The sequence below is a fragment of the Devosia litorisediminis genome (genome assembly GCF_018334155.1).
Taxonomy (GTDB): Bacteria; Pseudomonadota; Alphaproteobacteria; order Rhizobiales; family Devosiaceae; genus Devosia; species Devosia litorisediminis.
The window spans coordinates 56,165-71,796 of the sequence record NZ_JAGXTP010000003.1; the positions used below are offsets into that span (position 1 = coordinate 56,165).

The 15,632-nt window shown below is 62.3% G+C and carries 21 protein-coding genes and 1 tRNA gene; 14 read left to right on the forward strand and 8 right to left on the reverse strand.

Annotation, left to right across the window (positions count from 1 at the left end; genetic code table 11):
• Window positions 1–54 precede the first annotated feature (54 nt).
• The 4 genes from KD146_RS15325 (at window position 55) to KD146_RS15340 (ending at window position 2,089) form a co-directional block, all read left to right on the forward strand.
• Complete coding sequence (locus KD146_RS15325; protein ID WP_212659713.1) at window positions 55–777, forward strand: AzlC family ABC transporter permease; 723 nt, start codon at window positions 55–57, stop codon at window positions 775–777.
• Window positions 767–1,075, forward strand: coding sequence for an AzlD domain-containing protein (locus KD146_RS15330; RefSeq protein ID WP_212659714.1), 309 nt, complete (start codon window positions 767–769; stop codon window positions 1,073–1,075). Before KD146_RS15325 ends, KD146_RS15330 begins: the two co-directional genes overlap by 11 nt.
• Before the next feature lie 54 nt (window positions 1,076–1,129).
• Window positions 1,130–1,213, forward strand: a tRNA-Leu gene (locus KD146_RS15335).
• Between the two features lie 198 nt (window positions 1,214–1,411).
• Window positions 1,412–2,089 (forward strand): outer membrane protein, encoded by a 678-nt coding sequence (locus tag KD146_RS15340; RefSeq protein ID WP_212659715.1) that lies wholly within the window; start codon window positions 1,412–1,414, stop codon window positions 2,087–2,089.
• 83 nt (window positions 2,090–2,172) lie between these two features.
• Here the strand turns inward: KD146_RS15340 and KD146_RS15345 are convergent, their stop codons facing one another.
• Window positions 2,173–2,652 carry a MarR family winged helix-turn-helix transcriptional regulator gene (locus KD146_RS15345; protein WP_212659716.1) on the reverse strand — a complete coding sequence of 160 codons (480 nt, stop codon included), beginning with the start codon at window positions 2,650–2,652 and terminating at the stop codon, window positions 2,173–2,175.
• Window positions 2,653–2,729: 77 nt separating this feature from the next.
• Here KD146_RS15345 and KD146_RS15350 point away from each other — a divergent pair, with 77 nt between their 5' ends.
• The 3 genes from KD146_RS15350 to KD146_RS15360 all read left to right on the forward strand — a co-directional run bounded on the left by KD146_RS15350 (window position 2,730) and on the right by KD146_RS15360 (window position 5,052).
• A complete protein-coding gene (locus KD146_RS15350; RefSeq protein ID WP_212659717.1) occupies window positions 2,730–3,587 on the forward strand; it encodes an EamA family transporter in 858 nt (285 codons plus the stop codon).
• A 37-nt stretch (window positions 3,588–3,624) separates the two neighbouring features.
• Window positions 3,625–4,458 carry a DUF72 domain-containing protein gene (locus KD146_RS15355; protein WP_212659718.1) on the forward strand — a complete coding sequence of 278 codons (834 nt, stop codon included), beginning with the start codon at window positions 3,625–3,627 and terminating at the stop codon, window positions 4,456–4,458.
• An 84-nt stretch (window positions 4,459–4,542) separates the two neighbouring features.
• Window positions 4,543–5,052: a disulfide bond formation protein B gene (locus KD146_RS15360; protein WP_212659719.1), complete on the forward strand. Its 510-nt coding sequence runs from the start codon at window positions 4,543–4,545 to the stop codon at window positions 5,050–5,052.
• On the opposite strand, the gene KD146_RS15365 is transcribed toward KD146_RS15360, so the two are convergent.
• The 3 genes from KD146_RS15365 to KD146_RS15375 all read right to left on the reverse strand — a co-directional run bounded on the left by KD146_RS15365 (window position 5,049) and on the right by KD146_RS15375 (window position 7,011).
• Window positions 5,049–5,606 (reverse strand): HNH endonuclease, encoded by a 558-nt coding sequence (locus KD146_RS15365; RefSeq protein WP_212659720.1) that lies wholly within the window; start codon window positions 5,604–5,606, stop codon window positions 5,049–5,051. The two genes, KD146_RS15360 and KD146_RS15365, sit on opposite strands and share 4 nt — an antisense overlap.
• Window positions 5,607–5,695: 89 nt before the next feature.
• The gene (locus tag KD146_RS15370; protein WP_212659721.1) at window positions 5,696–6,355 is read right to left on the reverse strand and encodes an alpha/beta hydrolase; all 660 of its coding nucleotides are present in this window, start codon (window positions 6,353–6,355) and stop codon (window positions 5,696–5,698) included.
• Window positions 6,352–7,011 (reverse strand): DNA-3-methyladenine glycosylase family protein, encoded by a 660-nt coding sequence (locus KD146_RS15375; protein ID WP_212659722.1) that lies wholly within the window; start codon window positions 7,009–7,011, stop codon window positions 6,352–6,354. Before KD146_RS15375 ends, KD146_RS15370 begins: the two co-directional genes overlap by 4 nt.
• A gap of 14 nt (window positions 7,012–7,025) precedes the next feature.
• Here KD146_RS15375 and gluQRS point away from each other — a divergent pair, with 14 nt between their 5' ends.
• A complete protein-coding gene (gene gluQRS, locus KD146_RS15380) occupies window positions 7,026–7,886 on the forward strand; it encodes a tRNA glutamyl-Q(34) synthetase GluQRS (protein WP_212659723.1) in 861 nt (286 codons plus the stop codon).
• A 13-nt stretch (window positions 7,887–7,899) separates the two neighbouring features.
• On the opposite strand, the gene KD146_RS15385 is transcribed toward gluQRS, so the two are convergent.
• Both KD146_RS15385 and KD146_RS15390 read right to left on the reverse strand, forming a co-directional pair.
• Complete coding sequence (locus KD146_RS15385) at window positions 7,900–8,286, reverse strand: DUF4260 domain-containing protein (RefSeq protein WP_212659724.1); 387 nt, start codon at window positions 8,284–8,286, stop codon at window positions 7,900–7,902.
• Window positions 8,287–8,296: 10 nt separating this feature from the next.
• Window positions 8,297–9,244 carry an NAD-dependent epimerase/dehydratase family protein gene (locus tag KD146_RS15390; RefSeq protein WP_212659725.1) on the reverse strand — a complete coding sequence of 316 codons (948 nt, stop codon included), beginning with the start codon at window positions 9,242–9,244 and terminating at the stop codon, window positions 8,297–8,299.
• Window positions 9,245–9,333: 89 nt separating this feature from the next.
• Between KD146_RS15390 and KD146_RS15395 the strand changes: the two genes are divergently transcribed.
• The 3 genes from KD146_RS15395 to KD146_RS15405 are packed head-to-tail and all read left to right on the forward strand — an operon-like array spanning window position 9,334 to window position 11,049.
• Entirely contained in the window at window positions 9,334–10,224 is an 891-nt protein-coding gene (locus tag KD146_RS15395; RefSeq protein ID WP_212659726.1) for a LysR family transcriptional regulator, read from the forward strand.
• 21 nt (window positions 10,225–10,245) lie between these two features.
• Window positions 10,246–10,449, forward strand: a complete 204-nt coding sequence (locus KD146_RS15400; RefSeq protein WP_212659727.1) for a twin transmembrane helix small protein — start codon at window positions 10,246–10,248, stop codon at window positions 10,447–10,449.
• A 6-nt stretch (window positions 10,450–10,455) separates the two neighbouring features.
• Window positions 10,456–11,049 carry a cob(I)yrinic acid a,c-diamide adenosyltransferase gene (locus KD146_RS15405; protein WP_212659728.1) on the forward strand — a complete coding sequence of 198 codons (594 nt, stop codon included), beginning with the start codon at window positions 10,456–10,458 and terminating at the stop codon, window positions 11,047–11,049.
• 17 nt (window positions 11,050–11,066) lie between these two features.
• Here KD146_RS15405 and KD146_RS15410 read toward each other — a convergent pair whose 3' ends face one another.
• A complete protein-coding gene (locus tag KD146_RS15410; RefSeq protein ID WP_212659729.1) occupies window positions 11,067–12,248 on the reverse strand; it encodes a GGDEF domain-containing protein in 1,182 nt (393 codons plus the stop codon).
• Window positions 12,249–12,464: 216 nt separating this feature from the next.
• Here KD146_RS15410 and KD146_RS15415 point away from each other — a divergent pair, with 216 nt between their 5' ends.
• Window positions 12,465–12,647, forward strand: a complete 183-nt coding sequence (locus KD146_RS15415) for a putative motility protein (RefSeq protein WP_212659730.1) — start codon at window positions 12,465–12,467, stop codon at window positions 12,645–12,647.
• Between the two features lie 10 nt (window positions 12,648–12,657).
• Here the strand turns inward: KD146_RS15415 and KD146_RS15420 are convergent, their stop codons facing one another.
• Window positions 12,658–13,320 (reverse strand): TlpA family protein disulfide reductase, encoded by a 663-nt coding sequence (locus KD146_RS15420; protein WP_212659731.1) that lies wholly within the window; start codon window positions 13,318–13,320, stop codon window positions 12,658–12,660.
• A gap of 21 nt (window positions 13,321–13,341) precedes the next feature.
• Here KD146_RS15420 and argH point away from each other — a divergent pair, with 21 nt between their 5' ends.
• Window positions 13,342–14,790 carry an argininosuccinate lyase gene (gene argH / locus KD146_RS15425; RefSeq protein WP_212659732.1) on the forward strand — a complete coding sequence of 483 codons (1,449 nt, stop codon included), beginning with the start codon at window positions 13,342–13,344 and terminating at the stop codon, window positions 14,788–14,790.
• A 52-nt stretch (window positions 14,791–14,842) separates the two neighbouring features.
• Window positions 14,843–15,565, forward strand: a complete 723-nt coding sequence (locus KD146_RS15430) for a gamma-glutamylcyclotransferase (RefSeq protein WP_212659733.1) — start codon at window positions 14,843–14,845, stop codon at window positions 15,563–15,565.
• Window positions 15,566–15,632 lie beyond the last annotated feature (67 nt).

Genomic DNA, 15,632 nt, shown 5'->3' on the forward strand with positions numbered 1-15,632 from the left:
CGCCGGCACGATTTTGCGATGCGCGAACCGCGCCGGGACGCTATGGCTGGGCCCATGAGCGCCATCGCCCCGACCGACCAGACATTTGCCGACCAGTTTTATGCTGGTGCGCGCGCCTGCATCCCCGTGATCATTTCTGTGGCCGCCTATGGCATGGTCTGGGGCGTGCTGGCGCGTGGTGCCGGGCTGAGCCTGCTCGAAGTCATGTTGATGAGCGGGCTGGTCTTTGCCGGTGCCGCCCAGTTCGTGGCGCTGGATCTGTGGACGGCAACACCAGCCACCCTGCCCATCGGGGCGCTGATCCTTGCCGCGCTGATCGTCAATCTGCGCTACCTGCTGCTCACCGCCACGCTGCGCCCGCTGTTCAAGCCGGACTCCGGCCTCAAGGGCGCCCTGATGATGGCGCTGGTGACCGATGAAAACTGGGCCATGACCGTACTGGAAATGAAAAAGGGGCGCGGGAGCGTCGCCTTTCTGCTCGGCGGCGGCGCGCTGGCCTATGCCTGCTGGATGGCCACCACCATGACCGGCCATATCCTGGGCTCGGTCATTGACGACCCCGCCCGCTTTGGGCTCGACTTTGCCTTTACCGCCACCTTTCTGGTGCTGCTGCTGGGCATGTGGAAATCCAGAGCCGACCTGTTGCCCTGGGCGGTTGCCGCGCTGACGGCTATCATCACCGCCAGACTGCTCGATGGCAGTTGGCACATCCTGATTGGCGGCATTGTTGGCAGCCTGGCCGGCGCCATCGCCGACAAGGTGCGTCATGTGGACTAGCCCCGAAGCCCTTTACGCCATTGCCGGCATGGCGCTGGTCAGCTTTGCGGTTAAGGCCGGCGGCCTGCTGCTCGCCAATCGCCTGCCCCAGCACGGCTTTGCCGCTGCCTGGCTCAAGCATATCCCCGGTGCCGTGCTCGCTGCCCTGGTAGCACCCGCGCTTGTCACCGGCAGCCCGGCCGAAATCATCGCTGCCGCCGCGACCGCCTTGGTCTATGTCGTGACCCGCAACCTGTTTGCGGCCATGGCCACCGGCGTGTTGTGTGTCTATCTCGCCCGCCTGCTGCTCGCCGCTTAAACCCGCACACAGCCAGTTGCAGCGCAACCCGACCTGGGTTAGAGAGTTTTCCGTGCCCTCCTGGCGGAATGGTAGACGCAGAGGATTCAAAATCCTCCGCTGCGAGGCGTGCCGGTTCGAGTCCGGCGGAGGGCACCATTCTCCCCCTGTTTCTGAGATGCCCGGCCGTTGATGGGTCACGTCGCCGGTTTTGCGTCAGCTCTGCGCGGCGCGCATAAATGTGATCGCAGCCATGCTTTGGCGCTGTGGCGTTAACCGTGTTCCTTACCTGAACGTTAATGGATCGCGTCGCATTTTAGCGGAAATTTCATCACGCGATTTCCGACGAGGTCTTCCATGAAGCGCCAGGCTCTTTCCATTGCTGCCCTGATGCTGTTCGCCCCCGCAGCGCACGCCGCTGATCTGAGCTGGAACAGCGGCACCAGCCCCCTGTATTCCCCCTCCCCTGCCTCGGGCTGGGACGGCTTTTACGCTGGCCTGAACGCTGGCTATGGCTGGGGCACCGGCGCGCGTCAGAACGTGGCTGGTGGCGCTACCACCGAACGCAATACCGGCGGCTGGCAGCTGGGCGGTCAGGCTGGCTACAATATGGATATGGGCGGCTTCGTGCTGGGCGCCGAAGGCGACCTGCAGTTCGCCTCGATCGGCTATGAAGAAGATCTGGGCGCCACCGGCAAGTTCAAATCTGGTGTGGATTTCTATGGCACCGTGCGCGGCCGTGCCGGCATGAGCTTTGGCACCGTGCTGCCCTATGTCACCGGCGGTATTGCAGCTGGTCGGGGCAGCGCCAGTCTGACCGATCCGGCCAATGTGGTGACCTCGCAATCCGCCACCCATGTGGGCTGGACGCTGGGCGTCGGCCTGGAAGCTCAAGCCACCGACAAGATCACCGTCAAGGCCGAGTATCTTTACGTCGATCTGGGCACCCAGACCTATAACGGCCTGCCCATCGGCAATCAGGACATCACCCAGCGCTTCGGTGTCGTCCGTGCAGGTGTGAACTACAAGTTCTAGTCAGTGCCCGACCAAATCGGGTCAACACAACACCCAACTATGGGCTGGCTTCGGCCAGCCCTTTTTTCTGGCGGCCCCTGCCCTCAAATGCGCGCCAGATAGCTGCGCAACAAACCGTCCAGTTGCGCCCGCTCGTCCTCGGGCAATATCGCCACCAGATCAGCCTGCAGTTTGACATGGTCCGCCAACACGCCCTCGACGGCTGCGCGCCCGCGCTCGGTCAGGCCAATAGCATAGCTGCGCTTGTCGGCGAGGCTGCGCTGGCGGGCGACCAGACCGTTCTTTTCCAGCTGATCAATACGATTGGTCATCGTGCCTGATGTCACCATCATGGTGGCGAGTAACTGCCCCGGCGACAGCGCGTGGGGCGGTCCGGACCGCAGCAGCGTCGCCAGCACATCAAAACCCGCACTACTCAAACCGTGAGCGGCAAAATTGGCCGCCATGGCCTGTGACATATGCTGCGATACCCGAGCCAGACGGCCGATCAGCCCCATGGGCGCGGTATCCAGATCTGGGCATTGGCGGGCCCATTGCGCCCTGATTTTGTCGACATCATCCATGCCTACATGCCATCCCGAATTTATCTTGATGTCAAGATTAATCCATGTATCTTGAGGTCAAGATAAATGGAAGTACCATGACCCGCTTCGCCGATATCGCCCTGACCGCAGCCGCGCCCCTGATCTGGGGCAGCACCTATATTGTCACCACCCAGATGCTGCCCAATCTGGACCCGCTGACCATTGCGGTACTGCGCGCCCTGCCCGCGGGCCTGCTGCTCTTGCTCCTAGTGCGGGACCTGCCCCAAGGTCGCTGGATCGGGCGCATGCTGGTGCTGGGCGCACTCAACTTTGCCCTGTTCTGGAGCCTGCTGTTTGTGGCGGCCTATCGCCTGCCCGGTGGCGTTGCGGCCATTATGGGCGCGCTGCAGCCCTTCATCGTGATCTTTGCTGCCCGCGTTTTGCTCGGCACCCCCATCCGGGCGCTATCGGTCATCGCCGTCACCATCGGCATTGGCGGCGTCGCCCTGCTCATCCTGACGCCAGCCGCCCGGCTTGACATGGTCGGCGTCGCCGCCGGCCTGCTCGGTTCGGCGTCCATGGCCTTGGGCACCGTGCTCAGCCGCAAATGGAAGCCACCGGTATCCACCCTGACCTTCACCGCCTGGCAATTAACCGCCGGCGGCCTGCTGCTGTTGCCTTTCCTGCCGCTGGCCAGCACCGACTGGGGTACCATCACCCCGACCAATCTGATGGGACTGGCCTATCTGGGGCTGATCGGCGCCGCCCTGACCTATCTGATCTGGATCCGCGGCATTGCGCGGCTGCACCCAAGCGCGGTGTCATTACTGGGGTTTCTCAGCCCGTTCAGCGCCACAGTTTTGGGCTGGTGGATCCTCAACGAAATGCTCAGCCTGCCCCAGGCACTGGGCATGATCATCGTGCTGGCCAGCATCTTGCTGGGCCAATATGCCTTGAGAAAGGCGCAGGACTAGCCACTATGGCGCCTGAGCCAATTCAAGAGGGTGACCCATGAGCAGGACAGGCATCGCACGCACCGGAACGGCAGGCTGGGTGTTCGCACCCTGGCGCGGCACCTTCTATCCCGATGGCCTGGTGCAGAAAAACGAGCTGGCCTATGCCAGTTCGCGCCTGGGCAGCATCGAGATCAACGCCACCTTCCGCGGCAACCAGAAACCGGCCAGCTTTGCCAAATGGGCCGAGCAGACCCGCGAGGGGTTCGTGTTTTCGCTCAAGGGCCCGCAACTGGTCACCCACATCAGGCGGCTCAAGAACTGCGAGATCGAGCTAGCCAATTTCCTGGCGTCCGGCCCGCTGGCCATGGGGGACAAGCTGGGGCCCTTCATCTGGCAATTGCCCCCCAATCTGAGCTTTGATGCCCAGGTGCTGGACAATTTCCTGTCCATGCTGCCCCACACCATCCCTGACTATATCGCGCTTGCCAAAAAGGCTGATGAGCGGATCAAGCATGCGCCCTATCTTGACGCGACCAATGTGGGGCAACTGCGCCACGCCATCGAGCTGCGCCACGCCAGCTTTGACGACCCCGCCGTCAATGATCTGCTGGCCCGCCACAATGTGGCACGAGTGATTACCGACACCGCGCAAAGCCCGGCCCGCGCGCTAACCGCCGATTTCGCCTATTGCCGCCTGCAGGGCCCGGCCCACAATGCTGCGACCGGTTATCAGCCGGCCGACATTGCCGACTGGGCAAGCACCATTGGCGACTGGACCGCAGCGGGCGGCGACGTGTTTGCCTATTTCGTGCATGAGGACAAGCTGCACGCGCCCGCCAATGCCATCGCCCTGCGGCAGGCACTGGGCATCAGCCTGCCCGGCGATTGATCAAAACCGCGTTCCCGTCTGGCCTTTGCCGCAATCGCAGGCTAATCAGCGCGGGTCTCAAGCGTCACCTGAAAGACCCGTTCCATGGCTGCATCGATCCTCCACCCGCTCGACAAGAAATCGGCAGCGCTCGCCTTTGTGCTGGGTCTGGCGACTATTCTGGGCGCCTGGGGCAGCCAGATCATTGGCGGGCTTTATCCATGTGAACTCTGCCTCGAGCAGCGCATGGCTTACTATATTGGCCTGCCGATCCTGCTCGGCGTGCTGGTGCTATGGAACCGCCTGCCGCTCAAAGTGTGGTATGTCGCCATGGCTATCGTCACCGCGATCTTTGCCTGGGGCGTCTATATGGGCAGCTATCACGCTGGCGTCGAATGGGGCTTCTGGCCCGGCCCGACCGCCTGCACGGGTGTGGGCGATGCCATGGATTTCGACGCGCTGAGCAACATGACCCCGGTCATTGGCTGCGACGTCGTGCAGTTCCGCTTTCTGGGCATATCCCTGGCCGGTTTCAACGCGCTGATTTCGCTGGCCATGGTGGCCCTGCTGATCGTGTCGATCGTCGCCCAGATGCGCCACACCCGCAAGGTCTAGGGCTCCAGCTCGATATCCCAATAGAGATAGTCCAGCCAGCTCTGGTGCAGATGGTTGGGGGGGAATGAGCGGCCATTATTGTGCAGGTCGTGCACACTGGGGTGGTAGGGCGCCTGATGCGGGAACATCCTGATCTCGCTGGGCATACGATTGGCCTTGCGCAGATTGCACGGCGCGCAGGCGGCCACCACGTTTTCCCAGGTGGTCTGCCCGCCTTTTGAGCGCGGAATCACGTGATCGAAGGTCAGATCCTCGCGCGAACCGCAGTACTGGCAGGTGAAGCGATCGCGCAGGAACACGTTGAACCGGGTAAAGGCCGGATTGCGTGCCGGCTTGATGTAGTCGCGCAGCGACACCACGCTGGGCAAGCGCATCTCAAAGCTGGGCGAGTGGATCACGGTGTCATAATGGCTGACAATATTGACCCGATCCAGGCACACCGCCTTGATCGCATCCTGCCAGGACCAGAGCGAAAGGGGGTAGTAACTGAGCGGCCGGAAGTCGGCGTTCAGTACCAGCGCGGGACAGGCCTCAGGCGACACGTGGATGGTCACTTGAGTCTCCCGAAAAGGGAATCGAGTAAGTCCATATCCCCTTTATACTAAGCCCTTTGTGTCAGGGCTGTGAAGCGGGGAGCGTGTCGTTATTTTCCGGCGATCCTGGCGATGAACTTGCTGGCAAACTCTAGCCCATCCGGGGAAATGCCATGCGCGGTGTTCGGGCTGACGTAATAGTCCACTGCCACACCAGCAGCCTTGAGCGCTGTTTGGGCCTCGGCACTGCGCTCGGGCGCAACCACCGTATCGGCATCGCCATGCACCAGGCACACCGGGGGTCTGGCCAGTTCAGACGCACCAAATTCGGCGGGCGGCAGGAAGCTGCCCGAGAACGCGACGATGCCCATCAATTGTTGCGGCAGCGACAGCCCCACATGCAGCGCCATCATCGTGCCCTGCGAGAACCCGACCAGCAGTGTCTGTTGGGGCGCAATATCGGTCTGGGCCCACAGATCGGTCAGAAATTCGAGCAGGACCGGACGCGCCTTGGCACAGCCGGTCTGCCGGCTGGCCAGTTGATCGCCGTCAAAGTCGATGCCGAACCACTGAAACCCCTCGGCCAGCCCCTCGATACGCTCGGGGGCATTGGGCGCGATGAAAATGGCGTCAGGCAGAATATCCTGCCAATAGGGTGCCAGCCCGATCAGATCGGCGCCGTTGGAGCCATAGCCGTGCAGCAGGATCACGGCCTGCGTCGGCACACCGCCGGATTTGGGGGGCAGCATGGGGCCGGAGAGCTTGGTCACAGGGCAATTCCTTCTTGGTCGCGCAGCACAGCGAAATAGCGCCAGAACAATAGTGCCGCCGCCGAGCGGTGGGGCGTCCAGTCCTGGGCGATGCTGATCATGTCCTTGATCGTCGGACGAGCGTCAAGTCCGAGCCCATGGCCGACCGCCTTGAGCAGCGCCAGATCGCCGGCTGGAAACACATCAGGGTGCCCCGCGCAAAACAGCAGATAAACCTCGGCGGTCCAAGGCCCGATGCCCTTGTGCGCCGTCAGATAGGCCACCGCCTCGGCCGCCGGCAGGGTTTCGAGATGCGCGAAATCCAGCGCGCCAGCCACCATCGCCTCGGCAATCACCCGCACGGTGGCAAACTTGCTGCGCGAGAAGCCGCTGGCCCGCACGATTTCCTCGCTCAGGCTTAGATAGCTTTGTGGCTCCAGCGCGCCCGGCAATTGTTCGAACCGAGCCCAGATCGCACGCGCGCTGGCCACCGACACCTGCTGCCCGCAAATCACCTTGGCGATGCCGGCAAAGCCCGGCGCCGTGATGCGCGGTTGTACGGTGCCCGCCTTTTCCCACACCGGTGTCAGACGAGGGTCCATGGCAACCAGCAGCTTGATATGCTCGGCAATCGCCGCCGCGCTATCCAGACGCGGTGACGGGACAATTGCCGTCATGCTAGAAGGCGTCTGTGTCGAAACATCCATCCAAAAATCCCGTTCTTCGCTTCGCCCCCAGCCCCAATGGACGACTGCACCTGGGTCACGCCTTTTCGGCGCTGGTGACCTGGCGCGCCGCCGAAGCGCTGGGTGGCACCACTTTGCTGCGGATCGAAGACATCGACCTCGAGCGGTGTAAACCCGAATTTGTCGACGCCATCTATACCGACCTTGCCTGGCTGGGTCTGGATTGGCCGACGCCGGTCATGCTGCAGTCCGAGCGCCTGGATGTCTATGCAGACGCCGGCAACCTTCTGCGCGATGCGGACCTGCTCTACCCCTGTTTTTGTTCACGCAGCCAGATTGCCGAGGCCGCAACCGAGACCGACCCCGACGGTGCGCCGCTTTATCCCGGCACCTGCAGACACCTTGATCGGGGCGAGCAGATCGAACGGCTTGAGCGCGGCGATCCGGTCCAGTTCCGGCTCGACAGTCAAGCCGCCATGGCGCGTGCCGGCATGCTGACCTTTTCGGTGGTTGGCCCGCTGATCACCGATCGTCCGCAAATCCGCTATGCCAAGCCCGAGCGTTGGGGAGATGTGGTGCTGCAGCGCAAGGGCACACCGACCAGCTATCACCTCAGCGTTGTTGTCGACGATGCGGCCCAGGCCATTACCCACGTCACCCGGGGCCGCGACATGGAAGCGGCGACCGATCTGCATGTACTGCTGCAAATGCTGCTGGGCCTGCCCACACCAATCTACAATTTCCACCGGTTGATCCTGGATGATGCCGGCAAGAAGCTGGCCAAATCAAAAGGCTCGCCATCGCTGGCGAGCCTGCGTGAGCAGGGCTGGACACCCGCTGATGTCCGCCGCGCCCTGGGGCTATAGCGCTGCAACACGCTCAGCGATGCCTGCCGATACGCCCCAGATGGGTGCTCGAGAAGCTCTCTGCTGACTTCAGCCCATAGCCCAGCGCCCGGTCAAAGCCTGAATGGGCAAGCCAGAGCGCCCCAAGCCCTGCCAGCAGTGGCATTGCCAGCACCTGCCCCGCGGCCAGCAGCAACAGGCCAAAGGCATAGACATGCACCAGATTGTAGATCGCTGCGCCGACACCGCGCCCCAGCCCATAGGCGGCAAAGCTCAGATCGGGCGCAAAGAACAGCAGCACTGCGCTCCACCAGACCAGGCCGCTATCGATATGCCAGAACACAACCAGCGCCGCGATCAGCACCAGCGCGCCCTCGGCACGCTGCCACAGGACGAAAGACGGGGTGATCTGGTTTTCCATGGTCGTCACCTCACGCAGCCTTCCGGCTCTCGATCAATTCCCCCACTGTGGCGGCAACGGCCGCCCCGAACGGGGTTGCGAAATCGGGACCGACAATAGCATCGAGCCGGGGATCGACCAGTTCCATTTCGTTGAGCCAGAGATAGCGCATGCGATAGATATCGCGCATCACCGGATTGACCAGCCCGATTGCTCGCAGCACCCACCAGGGCATTGGCGACACCGTAACCGGGCGGTCCAGCGCCTGGGCAATCGCGTCCATCATCTGGCCGTGTGAGATCCAGTTCCCGGCAAAGTGGAAGTTTTCAAAACCGTCCAGCATTGCCCGGCGCTCTGCCAGCACGACGAAGGCGCGTGCCAGATCGGGCAGATAGGCCCAGCTATGGCGCAGCGCCAGATCGCCCATATGATGGATCTTGCCCTTGCCCAGATTCATCAGCATGGCCTGTTCGAACCACTCGCCCCGATTGCCCGGGCCGTAAAAATCTCCGGCACGTAGAATGATCGCCTGAAACCGGCGCTCTGCAGCGGCGGCGCGCAACATGGCCTCCAGGGCGATTCGGATTTCGCCGCGCGGCGCTTCCGCGCTTTGCCGCGTTGCGGGGGAAACGGTGCGGTCATTGGCCCGGTAATTATAGATCGTGCCGGGAAACAGCAGCGTCTTGCCGCTATCACCCAACGCATTGATCACCGCCTGCAACTGCGCTTCGGCGCGGCCATTGCCCCACTGATCATAGGGAAGGTGCAGCGCGTGCACGACGACGTCGGCATCCGCAATGGCATCGCGCACAACGCCGAGATGATCGGCATTGCCAGCAATGAAATGCGTCCCGCCAACTGGCCGGCGATTGGATCGGCCCAACCCGGTCACATCCCAGCCCGCATCCCGAAAGGCCAGCATGGCCGCGTGACCAATATGACCGTTACTGCCCAGAACGGTGACTTTACCCTTGCTCATTTTCTGCTCCTGCATGGTTGCTGAAACAGACAATGCCCCTTACAATTATTTATGGCGATTGGGCGTTTTTCTAGATTTGATATTCAAAAATGAATAGAGAGCCAGACTGGTCCTTGTGGCGCAGCTTTGCGGCAGTGATCGAGCACGGCTCGCTCTCGGGCGCCGCACGCGCCCTGCAGCTGAGCCAGCCCACGATTGGCCGGCACATCGAAACGCTCGAAGGCCAGCTCGACCTGCCCTTGTTTGAACGCGGCCTGTCCGGCCTCAAGCCCAACGCGACTGCATTGCAGCTTCTTGCACCCATTACCCGCGCCCAGACCGCGCTGGCGGAAGCCTCCATGATAGCCGATGGCGCCCAGACCCAGGCGCGCGGGACAGTCCGCATTACCGCCAGCGCCATGATCTCAAATTATGTGCTGCCCGAAATACTGGTCGGCATTCGCGCACACTATCCCCATATCGCCATCGAGACGGTTCCCTCCGATTCCTCGGAGAACCTGCTGATGCGCGAGGCCGACATTGCCATACGCATGTTCCGCCCCACCCAGCTTGAACTGGTGACCCGGCATCTGGGTGATATCCCGATTATCGCAACCGCCCATGAACGCTATCTGGCGCGGCGTGGTCGTCCCACCGCAATCGAGGATTTCTGGCAGCACGACATCGTTGGCTTTGACAGCTCCGACGCCATCATCGCCCATTCCAGAAGGCTCGGTTACACGATATCGCTCGACAACTTTCCGCTGCGTTCGGACGATCAGCCGCACCAGTGGGAGTTGATCAAGTCCGGGCTCGGTATAGGGTTCGGCCAGGCCCATCTGGTGCGCAACACGCCCGGAATGGTCGCCCTGCCGGTTGATTTGGCCATTCCGCCATTGCCCGTCTGGCTTACCACACACAAGGAACTGTACACCTCGCACCGAATTCGTGCCATCTATGATGCTCTGGCTGACGGTCTCGTTGCGTATATGAACAGCTAGAAACTGATCAGTAGGATTATCATGGAAACCGTGCTCAATCTCGCCATCGCCCTCGCCTTGATCTTTGTGGTCGTCGTGCTCGGCATGGGGCTTTGGAACATGCTCAAGGGCGGACCGGGCAATACCAGCCAGCGGCTGATGCGCCTGCGGGTTATGGGGCAGGCTGTGGCCCTGGTGCTGCTGATGGGCGCGCTGTTCTTCTTTGGCGGCGGCGGACAGGGCTAATCGGATATGGTCAAGCTCAACCGCATCTACACCAAGACCGGCGATGACGGCACCACCGGTCTGGTCCGTGGCCCGCGCCGCCCCAAATACGATCTGCGGGTGGAAGCCTATGGCACCATTGATGAGGCCAATGCCTGTATCGGCATGGCCCGCCTGCACTCGACCAACCAGCCCAAGATCGACAAGCTGCTCAGCCGCGTCCAGAACGATCTGTTCGATGTCGGCTCCGATTTGGCAACACCGGGCGCCGATGAAGCGGACGCCCAGTATCCCTCGCTGCGCATTCGTCCGGTCCAGACCGAGGCGCTCGAAAAGCAGATCGATATCTACAATGAAACCCTGACGCCCCTGACCAGCTTCGTGCTGCCGGGCGGCTCGCCCCTGTCGGCAGCGCTGCATGTGGCGCGCACCGTAACCCGCCGCGCCGAGCGCATTACCGTTGAGCTGGCCGCAGCCGAGCCCGACACCAATCCCGAGGCAGTACGCTACCTCAACCGGCTGTCTGATCTGCTGTTTGTGCTCTCGCGCGTGGCCATTGCCAATGGCACCAAGGACGTGCTTTGGGTGCCCGGCAATAATGGCGATGTGAAAAAGGGTTGAAGCCCAGGCGCGCGGCGCTAGGCCGCGTGCGGCTCATCATTGGAGCGGCGACGTTCCACAAACGGCTTGGCGGGCTTTTGCGGCGCCGACCCGACCATTGCCGCTTCGGGTAGAACCAGCGCATCACCGGTAGCAAACACCACCCGATTGCGACCGCCCCGCTTGGCAGCATAGAGCGCCTCATCGGCCTGCTGGAACATCTCGTCCATCGGCAATGTTCCTTGCGCCACCGCTACGCCAAAGCTGGCGGTGATGGAAATGGAGGTGCCTTCCCAGAGGATTTCGACATTCTCAATGGCACGGCGCAGCCGCTCACTGATCAGTTGCGCCAGTTCCAGATCGGTTTCGGGCAACAGCACGGCCAGTTCCTCGCCGCCCAGTCGTGACAGCAGGTCGCGATTGCGCAGGCTGCCGCGCAGCACCAGGGCCACCTTCTGCAGCACGTAATCGCCCGCCGCATGGCCATAAGTGTCATTGACCCGCTTGAAGTGATCCAGATCGATGGCGATCAGCGCCGCTTCCTTGTCGGACGTGCGCAGCCCGCTCATGCCGCGCTCAAAACCGCGCCGGTTGGGCAGCGCCGTCAGCGGATCGGTCAGCGCGCGCAGTTTCCATTGTTCCTCACGCTTGATCTGGCGCAATTCGCGTTCAACGAACAGGCCCAGCAGCACCGCGCCGGCCACCGAGGTCGACACCATATAGGGGCCGATCACGCTCACCAGACCCCAAATGCTTGCATAGCCCATGGCGATGCCGGTCAGCAGATAGCAGGACACCACCAGCCCCAGCACCACCAGATGGCGCGGCTGCACGCTGGCCTTGGGGCGCAGGAAATAGCGCCAGCTCAGCCCCAGCACGCCAGCCATGACGATGCCGACAGCGCCCGGAACAGCGCCCATGCCACCCAGCCAGAGCCGATAGCCCGCACCAATCACAATGGCCAAGACGGCTGCCGGCCAGCCACCAAAGGCAGCGGCAAAGCCGATAATGATGCCGCGTGCATCAACCATCACGCCCGAGCCGATATGGGCCGGGGCCATGATCGCAGCCACGGCGCCGATGCCAAAGATAGCGCCCTGAACGACCGATCTCACGGTGCGGGGCCATGCCTGTCGCTCGACCACACCAAAGGCAATCGCCATCAGCGCCAGCAGGCTGATGCTCTGCGTCAGAGCGATGAACATGGCTTGTGCGAACATGGCTCCCCCGCCACTTCAAATCGTTGGCGCACTGTGGAACGGCAGATGTAAGCAATGGGTGAAGGTTCCCCCCACAGCGATCAATCCTGACGGGATGGTGAAGGACGCGTTAAGCGCGGGGGCAGCAAAACCACTGCAATTTCCAGCACAGCCGAAAACTTTGTTTACGCCTGAACGCTAGTCTGGGTATCCGGACAACCATGAAAGGCGGTTTGTATGAACGCCGATCTCTCGACCCAAATGCTGGCCATGAACACCGCGCAGACGCAGAACAGCGTCCAGATCGCCGTGTTCAAGAAGCAGCACGACATGCAGTCCGAGCTGCTCAATACCCTGACACAGGCCACACTGGCCCCGCCGCCACCCGGTCAGGGCCTCAAGATCGACAAGCAGGCCTGATCGCCCTGGCCTAGTTGGCCAGCGCCAGCAGCGCTTCAACGACTGCTTCGCCGTCCGGCGTATGCCATTCTGCAGGGCCCTGCAGCACAGCCAGTTCACACCCTTGCTCATCCAGAACCAGCGTCGCGGGCAGGCCAACCGCGACCGCTTGCTGCTTGAGACGATCAAAGGCCGCAAATGTGTTATCGGCATAGAGCGGCAGGTTGGCGAACCCGTTATCGGCCAGGAATTTTTCGGCCTTGGCCAGCCCGTTCTCGCCAATATCGAGATTGATCGGCAGCACCATGAAACTGTCCGAATTATACTTGGTCGCCAGCGCATCAAGCGCGGGCATCTCCTCGCGGCAAGGCACGCACCAGCTCGCCCAGAAATTGACCAGCAGCGCCTTACCCTTGAAGTCGGCAATGCTCATATCGACGCCCGCAGCATCCTTGAAGCTCAGGCTCGCATAGCCACGCCCCTCGCCGGTACCATTCAGCGCTGCCAGTTCACCAACAGCAGCCGCGTCAATGGCCGCAGCCGCCTCTGGCTGCACCGGGCATTCCTTGGCCACCCCGGCATTGCCGAGCCAGACCCACGTCGCTATAGCTACCGCCAATCCCGCCACCCCCAGCGTGACCAGCAGCCGAACCCGGCTGGATGCTCCGGGGCGAGGCGCATGGGTATCGGTCATAACAGGTCTCCGAGGTATTCGATGAGCAACAAGATGTGGGGCGGCCGGTTCGCCACTGGCCCCGACGCCATCATGGAGGAAATCAACGCTTCGATCGGTTTCGATCAGCGCCTGTTCCGCCAGGATATTGCCGGATCGATCGCCCATGCCACAATGCTCGCCGAGACGGGCATTCTGACGCAGGAGGACCGCGACAGCATTATTGCCGGTCTAAACGAGGTGCTCGCCGAAATCGAGGGCGGCAGCTTCACGTTCTCGCGGGCACTCGAAGACATTCATATGAATGTCGAGAGCCGGCTGCGCGAAAAGATCGGCGATGCCGCCGGTCGCCTGCACACGGCCCGTTCACGCAATGATCAGGTCGCCACCGACTTCAAGCTCTATGTGCGTGACACCATCGATACCCTGGTCATCCAGATTTCGACGCTGCAACTGGCGCTGGCCACCAAGGCTGAAGACGAAGCCGAAACCATCATGCCCGGCTTTACCCATCTCCAGAACGCCCAGCCCGTGACCTTTGGCCACCATTTGCTGGCCTATGTCGAAATGCTTGGCCGCGACGCCGGCCGGCTGATCGACGCGCGCAAGCGGCTCAATGAAAGTCCGCTTGGCTCGGCGGCACTGGCAGGCACGCCCTACCCGATCGACCGCGACATGACCGCGCAAAAGCTCGGCTTTGATCGCCCCACCGCCAATTCGCTGGACGCCGTTTCGGATCGAGATTTCATCCTGGAGACGCTGGCCGCTGCCGCAATCTGCGCCATGCATCTGAGCCGCTTTGCCGAGGAAATGGTGATCTGGAGCTCAGCCCAGTTCGGCTTCGTCAAACTGTCCGACAAGTTCACCACTGGCTCCTCGATCATGCCGCAGAAGCGCAATCCTGACGCCGCCGAACTGGTGCGCGCCAAGATCGGGCGCATTGTCGGCGCGCTGAACTCGCTGCTGATCGTGATGAAGGGACTGCCGCTCGCCTATTCCAAGGACATGCAGGAAGACAAGGAAGTCGCTTTCGACGCCCTTGATTCCCTGTCGCTGTCGCTGGCTGCCATGACCGGCATGGTCGGCGACATGATCGCCAATCGCGACAAGATGCGCGCCTCAGCCACTGCCGGCTTCTCGACCGCCACCGATATTGCCGACTGGCTGGTGCGCGAACTCGACATTCCCTTCCGCGACGCCCACCACATTACCGGACAGGTCGTGGCACTGGCCGAGAAGAAAGATTGCGGCCTGGAAGGGCTGACCATTGAGGATTTCAAATCCATCGACCAGCGCATCGATAGCCGCATCCACAAGGTGCTCACTGTCGAGGCTTCGGTGGCGGCCCGCCAGAGCTATGGCGGCACCGCGCCCGCCAATGTGCTGATCCAGGCGGCGCGCTGGAAAACCGAACTGACCGGCAAGCCGCACGAACCCCGGGCCCCCGCCCGCAAGAAGCATGGCGGCCATGGTGATGGCGGGGTTGCATAGTCTGCGCCCCGGCATATTTTGAGCTGCAACCGACTGATTTGGATCCGAACTTATGGCTGGCAGAACGCGACAGATGCAGCTCACCGAGCGTCACGTCGCCTATCTGCAGCCTGACGTCATTTCCGACGAGATGCCGCCGCCGCCCCAGGGCATGCACAGCGCAACGCCCCAAGACCATGCGGCGACCCTGACCCAGTTGCTGGGACCCGAGCCCTTCGCCAATGACGAGGTCTGGGTCTTTGCCTATGGCTCGCTGATCTGGAAGCCGGCCTGCGATTTTGTTGAAATGCGCACCGCGCTGGTCCATGGCTGGCACCGCGCCTTCTGTCTGGGCTGGAACACGCGCTTCCGCGGCTCCGAACAGAACCCTGGTCTGATGCTGGCACTCGATCGCGGCGGCGCCTGCAATGGCGTGCTCTATCGCCTGCCACCCGATCGGCTGGCTCAGTGCATGACCAAATTGCTGGAACGCGAAATGGGCTGGCTGCCCTCGGCCTTTCCACCCCGCTGGGTCAATGCCCGCACCGGCGAGCGAACCATCCGCGCCCTGACCTTCTGCATGGATCGCCACTCCGGTCGCTATGTCACCGGCCTGTCCCCCGAACAGATCGCCGAAGTGCTCGCCAAGGCGGTCGGCAATCGCGGATCGATGGCCGAGTATCTCTACTCAACCGTCAAGCATCTCGAGGATGTGGGCATTCATGATCCCCATCTGTGGCAGTTGCAGGCGCTCGTCGCCCAGCAGATCGAAGCCGCTTATGAGCCGGATCGATAAGTCTTGCTTTCGTTTTGTGCCCGTCTGCCTTAGACCTCGGGCGCTAATTTCCTGAACACCCCCGATG

What these genes read in the sequence shown, in the direction of transcription:
- KD146_RS15390 (WP_212659725.1), bottom strand. Translation starts at nt 9,244, where the DNA reads ATGAGCAAGGGTAAAGTCACCGTTCTGGGCAGTAACGGTCATATTGGT.
- KD146_RS15410 (WP_212659729.1), bottom strand. Translation starts at nt 12,248, where the DNA reads ATGTTCGCACAAGCCATGTTCATCGCTCTGACGCAGAGCATCAGCCTG.
- KD146_RS15385 (WP_212659724.1), bottom strand. Translation starts at nt 8,286, where the DNA reads ATGGAAAACCAGATCACCCCGTCTTTCGTCCTGTGGCAGCGTGCCGAG.
- KD146_RS15355 (WP_212659718.1), top strand. Translation starts at nt 3,625, where the DNA reads ATGAGCAGGACAGGCATCGCACGCACCGGAACGGCAGGCTGGGTGTTC.
- KD146_RS15325 (WP_212659713.1), top strand. Translation starts at nt 55, where the DNA reads ATGAGCGCCATCGCCCCGACCGACCAGACATTTGCCGACCAGTTTTAT.
- KD146_RS15330 (WP_212659714.1), top strand. Translation starts at nt 767, where the DNA reads ATGTGGACTAGCCCCGAAGCCCTTTACGCCATTGCCGGCATGGCGCTG.
- KD146_RS15405 (WP_212659728.1), top strand. Translation starts at nt 10,456, where the DNA reads ATGGTCAAGCTCAACCGCATCTACACCAAGACCGGCGATGACGGCACC.
- KD146_RS15340 (WP_212659715.1), top strand. Translation starts at nt 1,412, where the DNA reads ATGAAGCGCCAGGCTCTTTCCATTGCTGCCCTGATGCTGTTCGCCCCC.
- KD146_RS15360 (WP_212659719.1), top strand. Translation starts at nt 4,543, where the DNA reads ATGGCTGCATCGATCCTCCACCCGCTCGACAAGAAATCGGCAGCGCTC.
- KD146_RS15375 (WP_212659722.1), bottom strand. Translation starts at nt 7,011, where the DNA reads ATGACGGCAATTGTCCCGTCACCGCGTCTGGATAGCGCGGCGGCGATT.
- KD146_RS15415 (WP_212659730.1), top strand. Translation starts at nt 12,465, where the DNA reads ATGAACGCCGATCTCTCGACCCAAATGCTGGCCATGAACACCGCGCAG.
- KD146_RS15395 (WP_212659726.1), top strand. Translation starts at nt 9,334, where the DNA reads ATGAATAGAGAGCCAGACTGGTCCTTGTGGCGCAGCTTTGCGGCAGTG.
- KD146_RS15350 (WP_212659717.1), top strand. Translation starts at nt 2,730, where the DNA reads ATGACCCGCTTCGCCGATATCGCCCTGACCGCAGCCGCGCCCCTGATC.
- KD146_RS15430 (WP_212659733.1), top strand. Translation starts at nt 14,843, where the DNA reads ATGGCTGGCAGAACGCGACAGATGCAGCTCACCGAGCGTCACGTCGCC.
- argH (WP_212659732.1), top strand. Translation starts at nt 13,342, where the DNA reads ATGAGCAACAAGATGTGGGGCGGCCGGTTCGCCACTGGCCCCGACGCC.
- KD146_RS15345 (WP_212659716.1), bottom strand. Translation starts at nt 2,652, where the DNA reads ATGGATGATGTCGACAAAATCAGGGCGCAATGGGCCCGCCAATGCCCA.
- KD146_RS15420 (WP_212659731.1), bottom strand. Translation starts at nt 13,320, where the DNA reads ATGACCGATACCCATGCGCCTCGCCCCGGAGCATCCAGCCGGGTTCGG.
- KD146_RS15400 (WP_212659727.1), top strand. Translation starts at nt 10,246, where the DNA reads ATGGAAACCGTGCTCAATCTCGCCATCGCCCTCGCCTTGATCTTTGTG.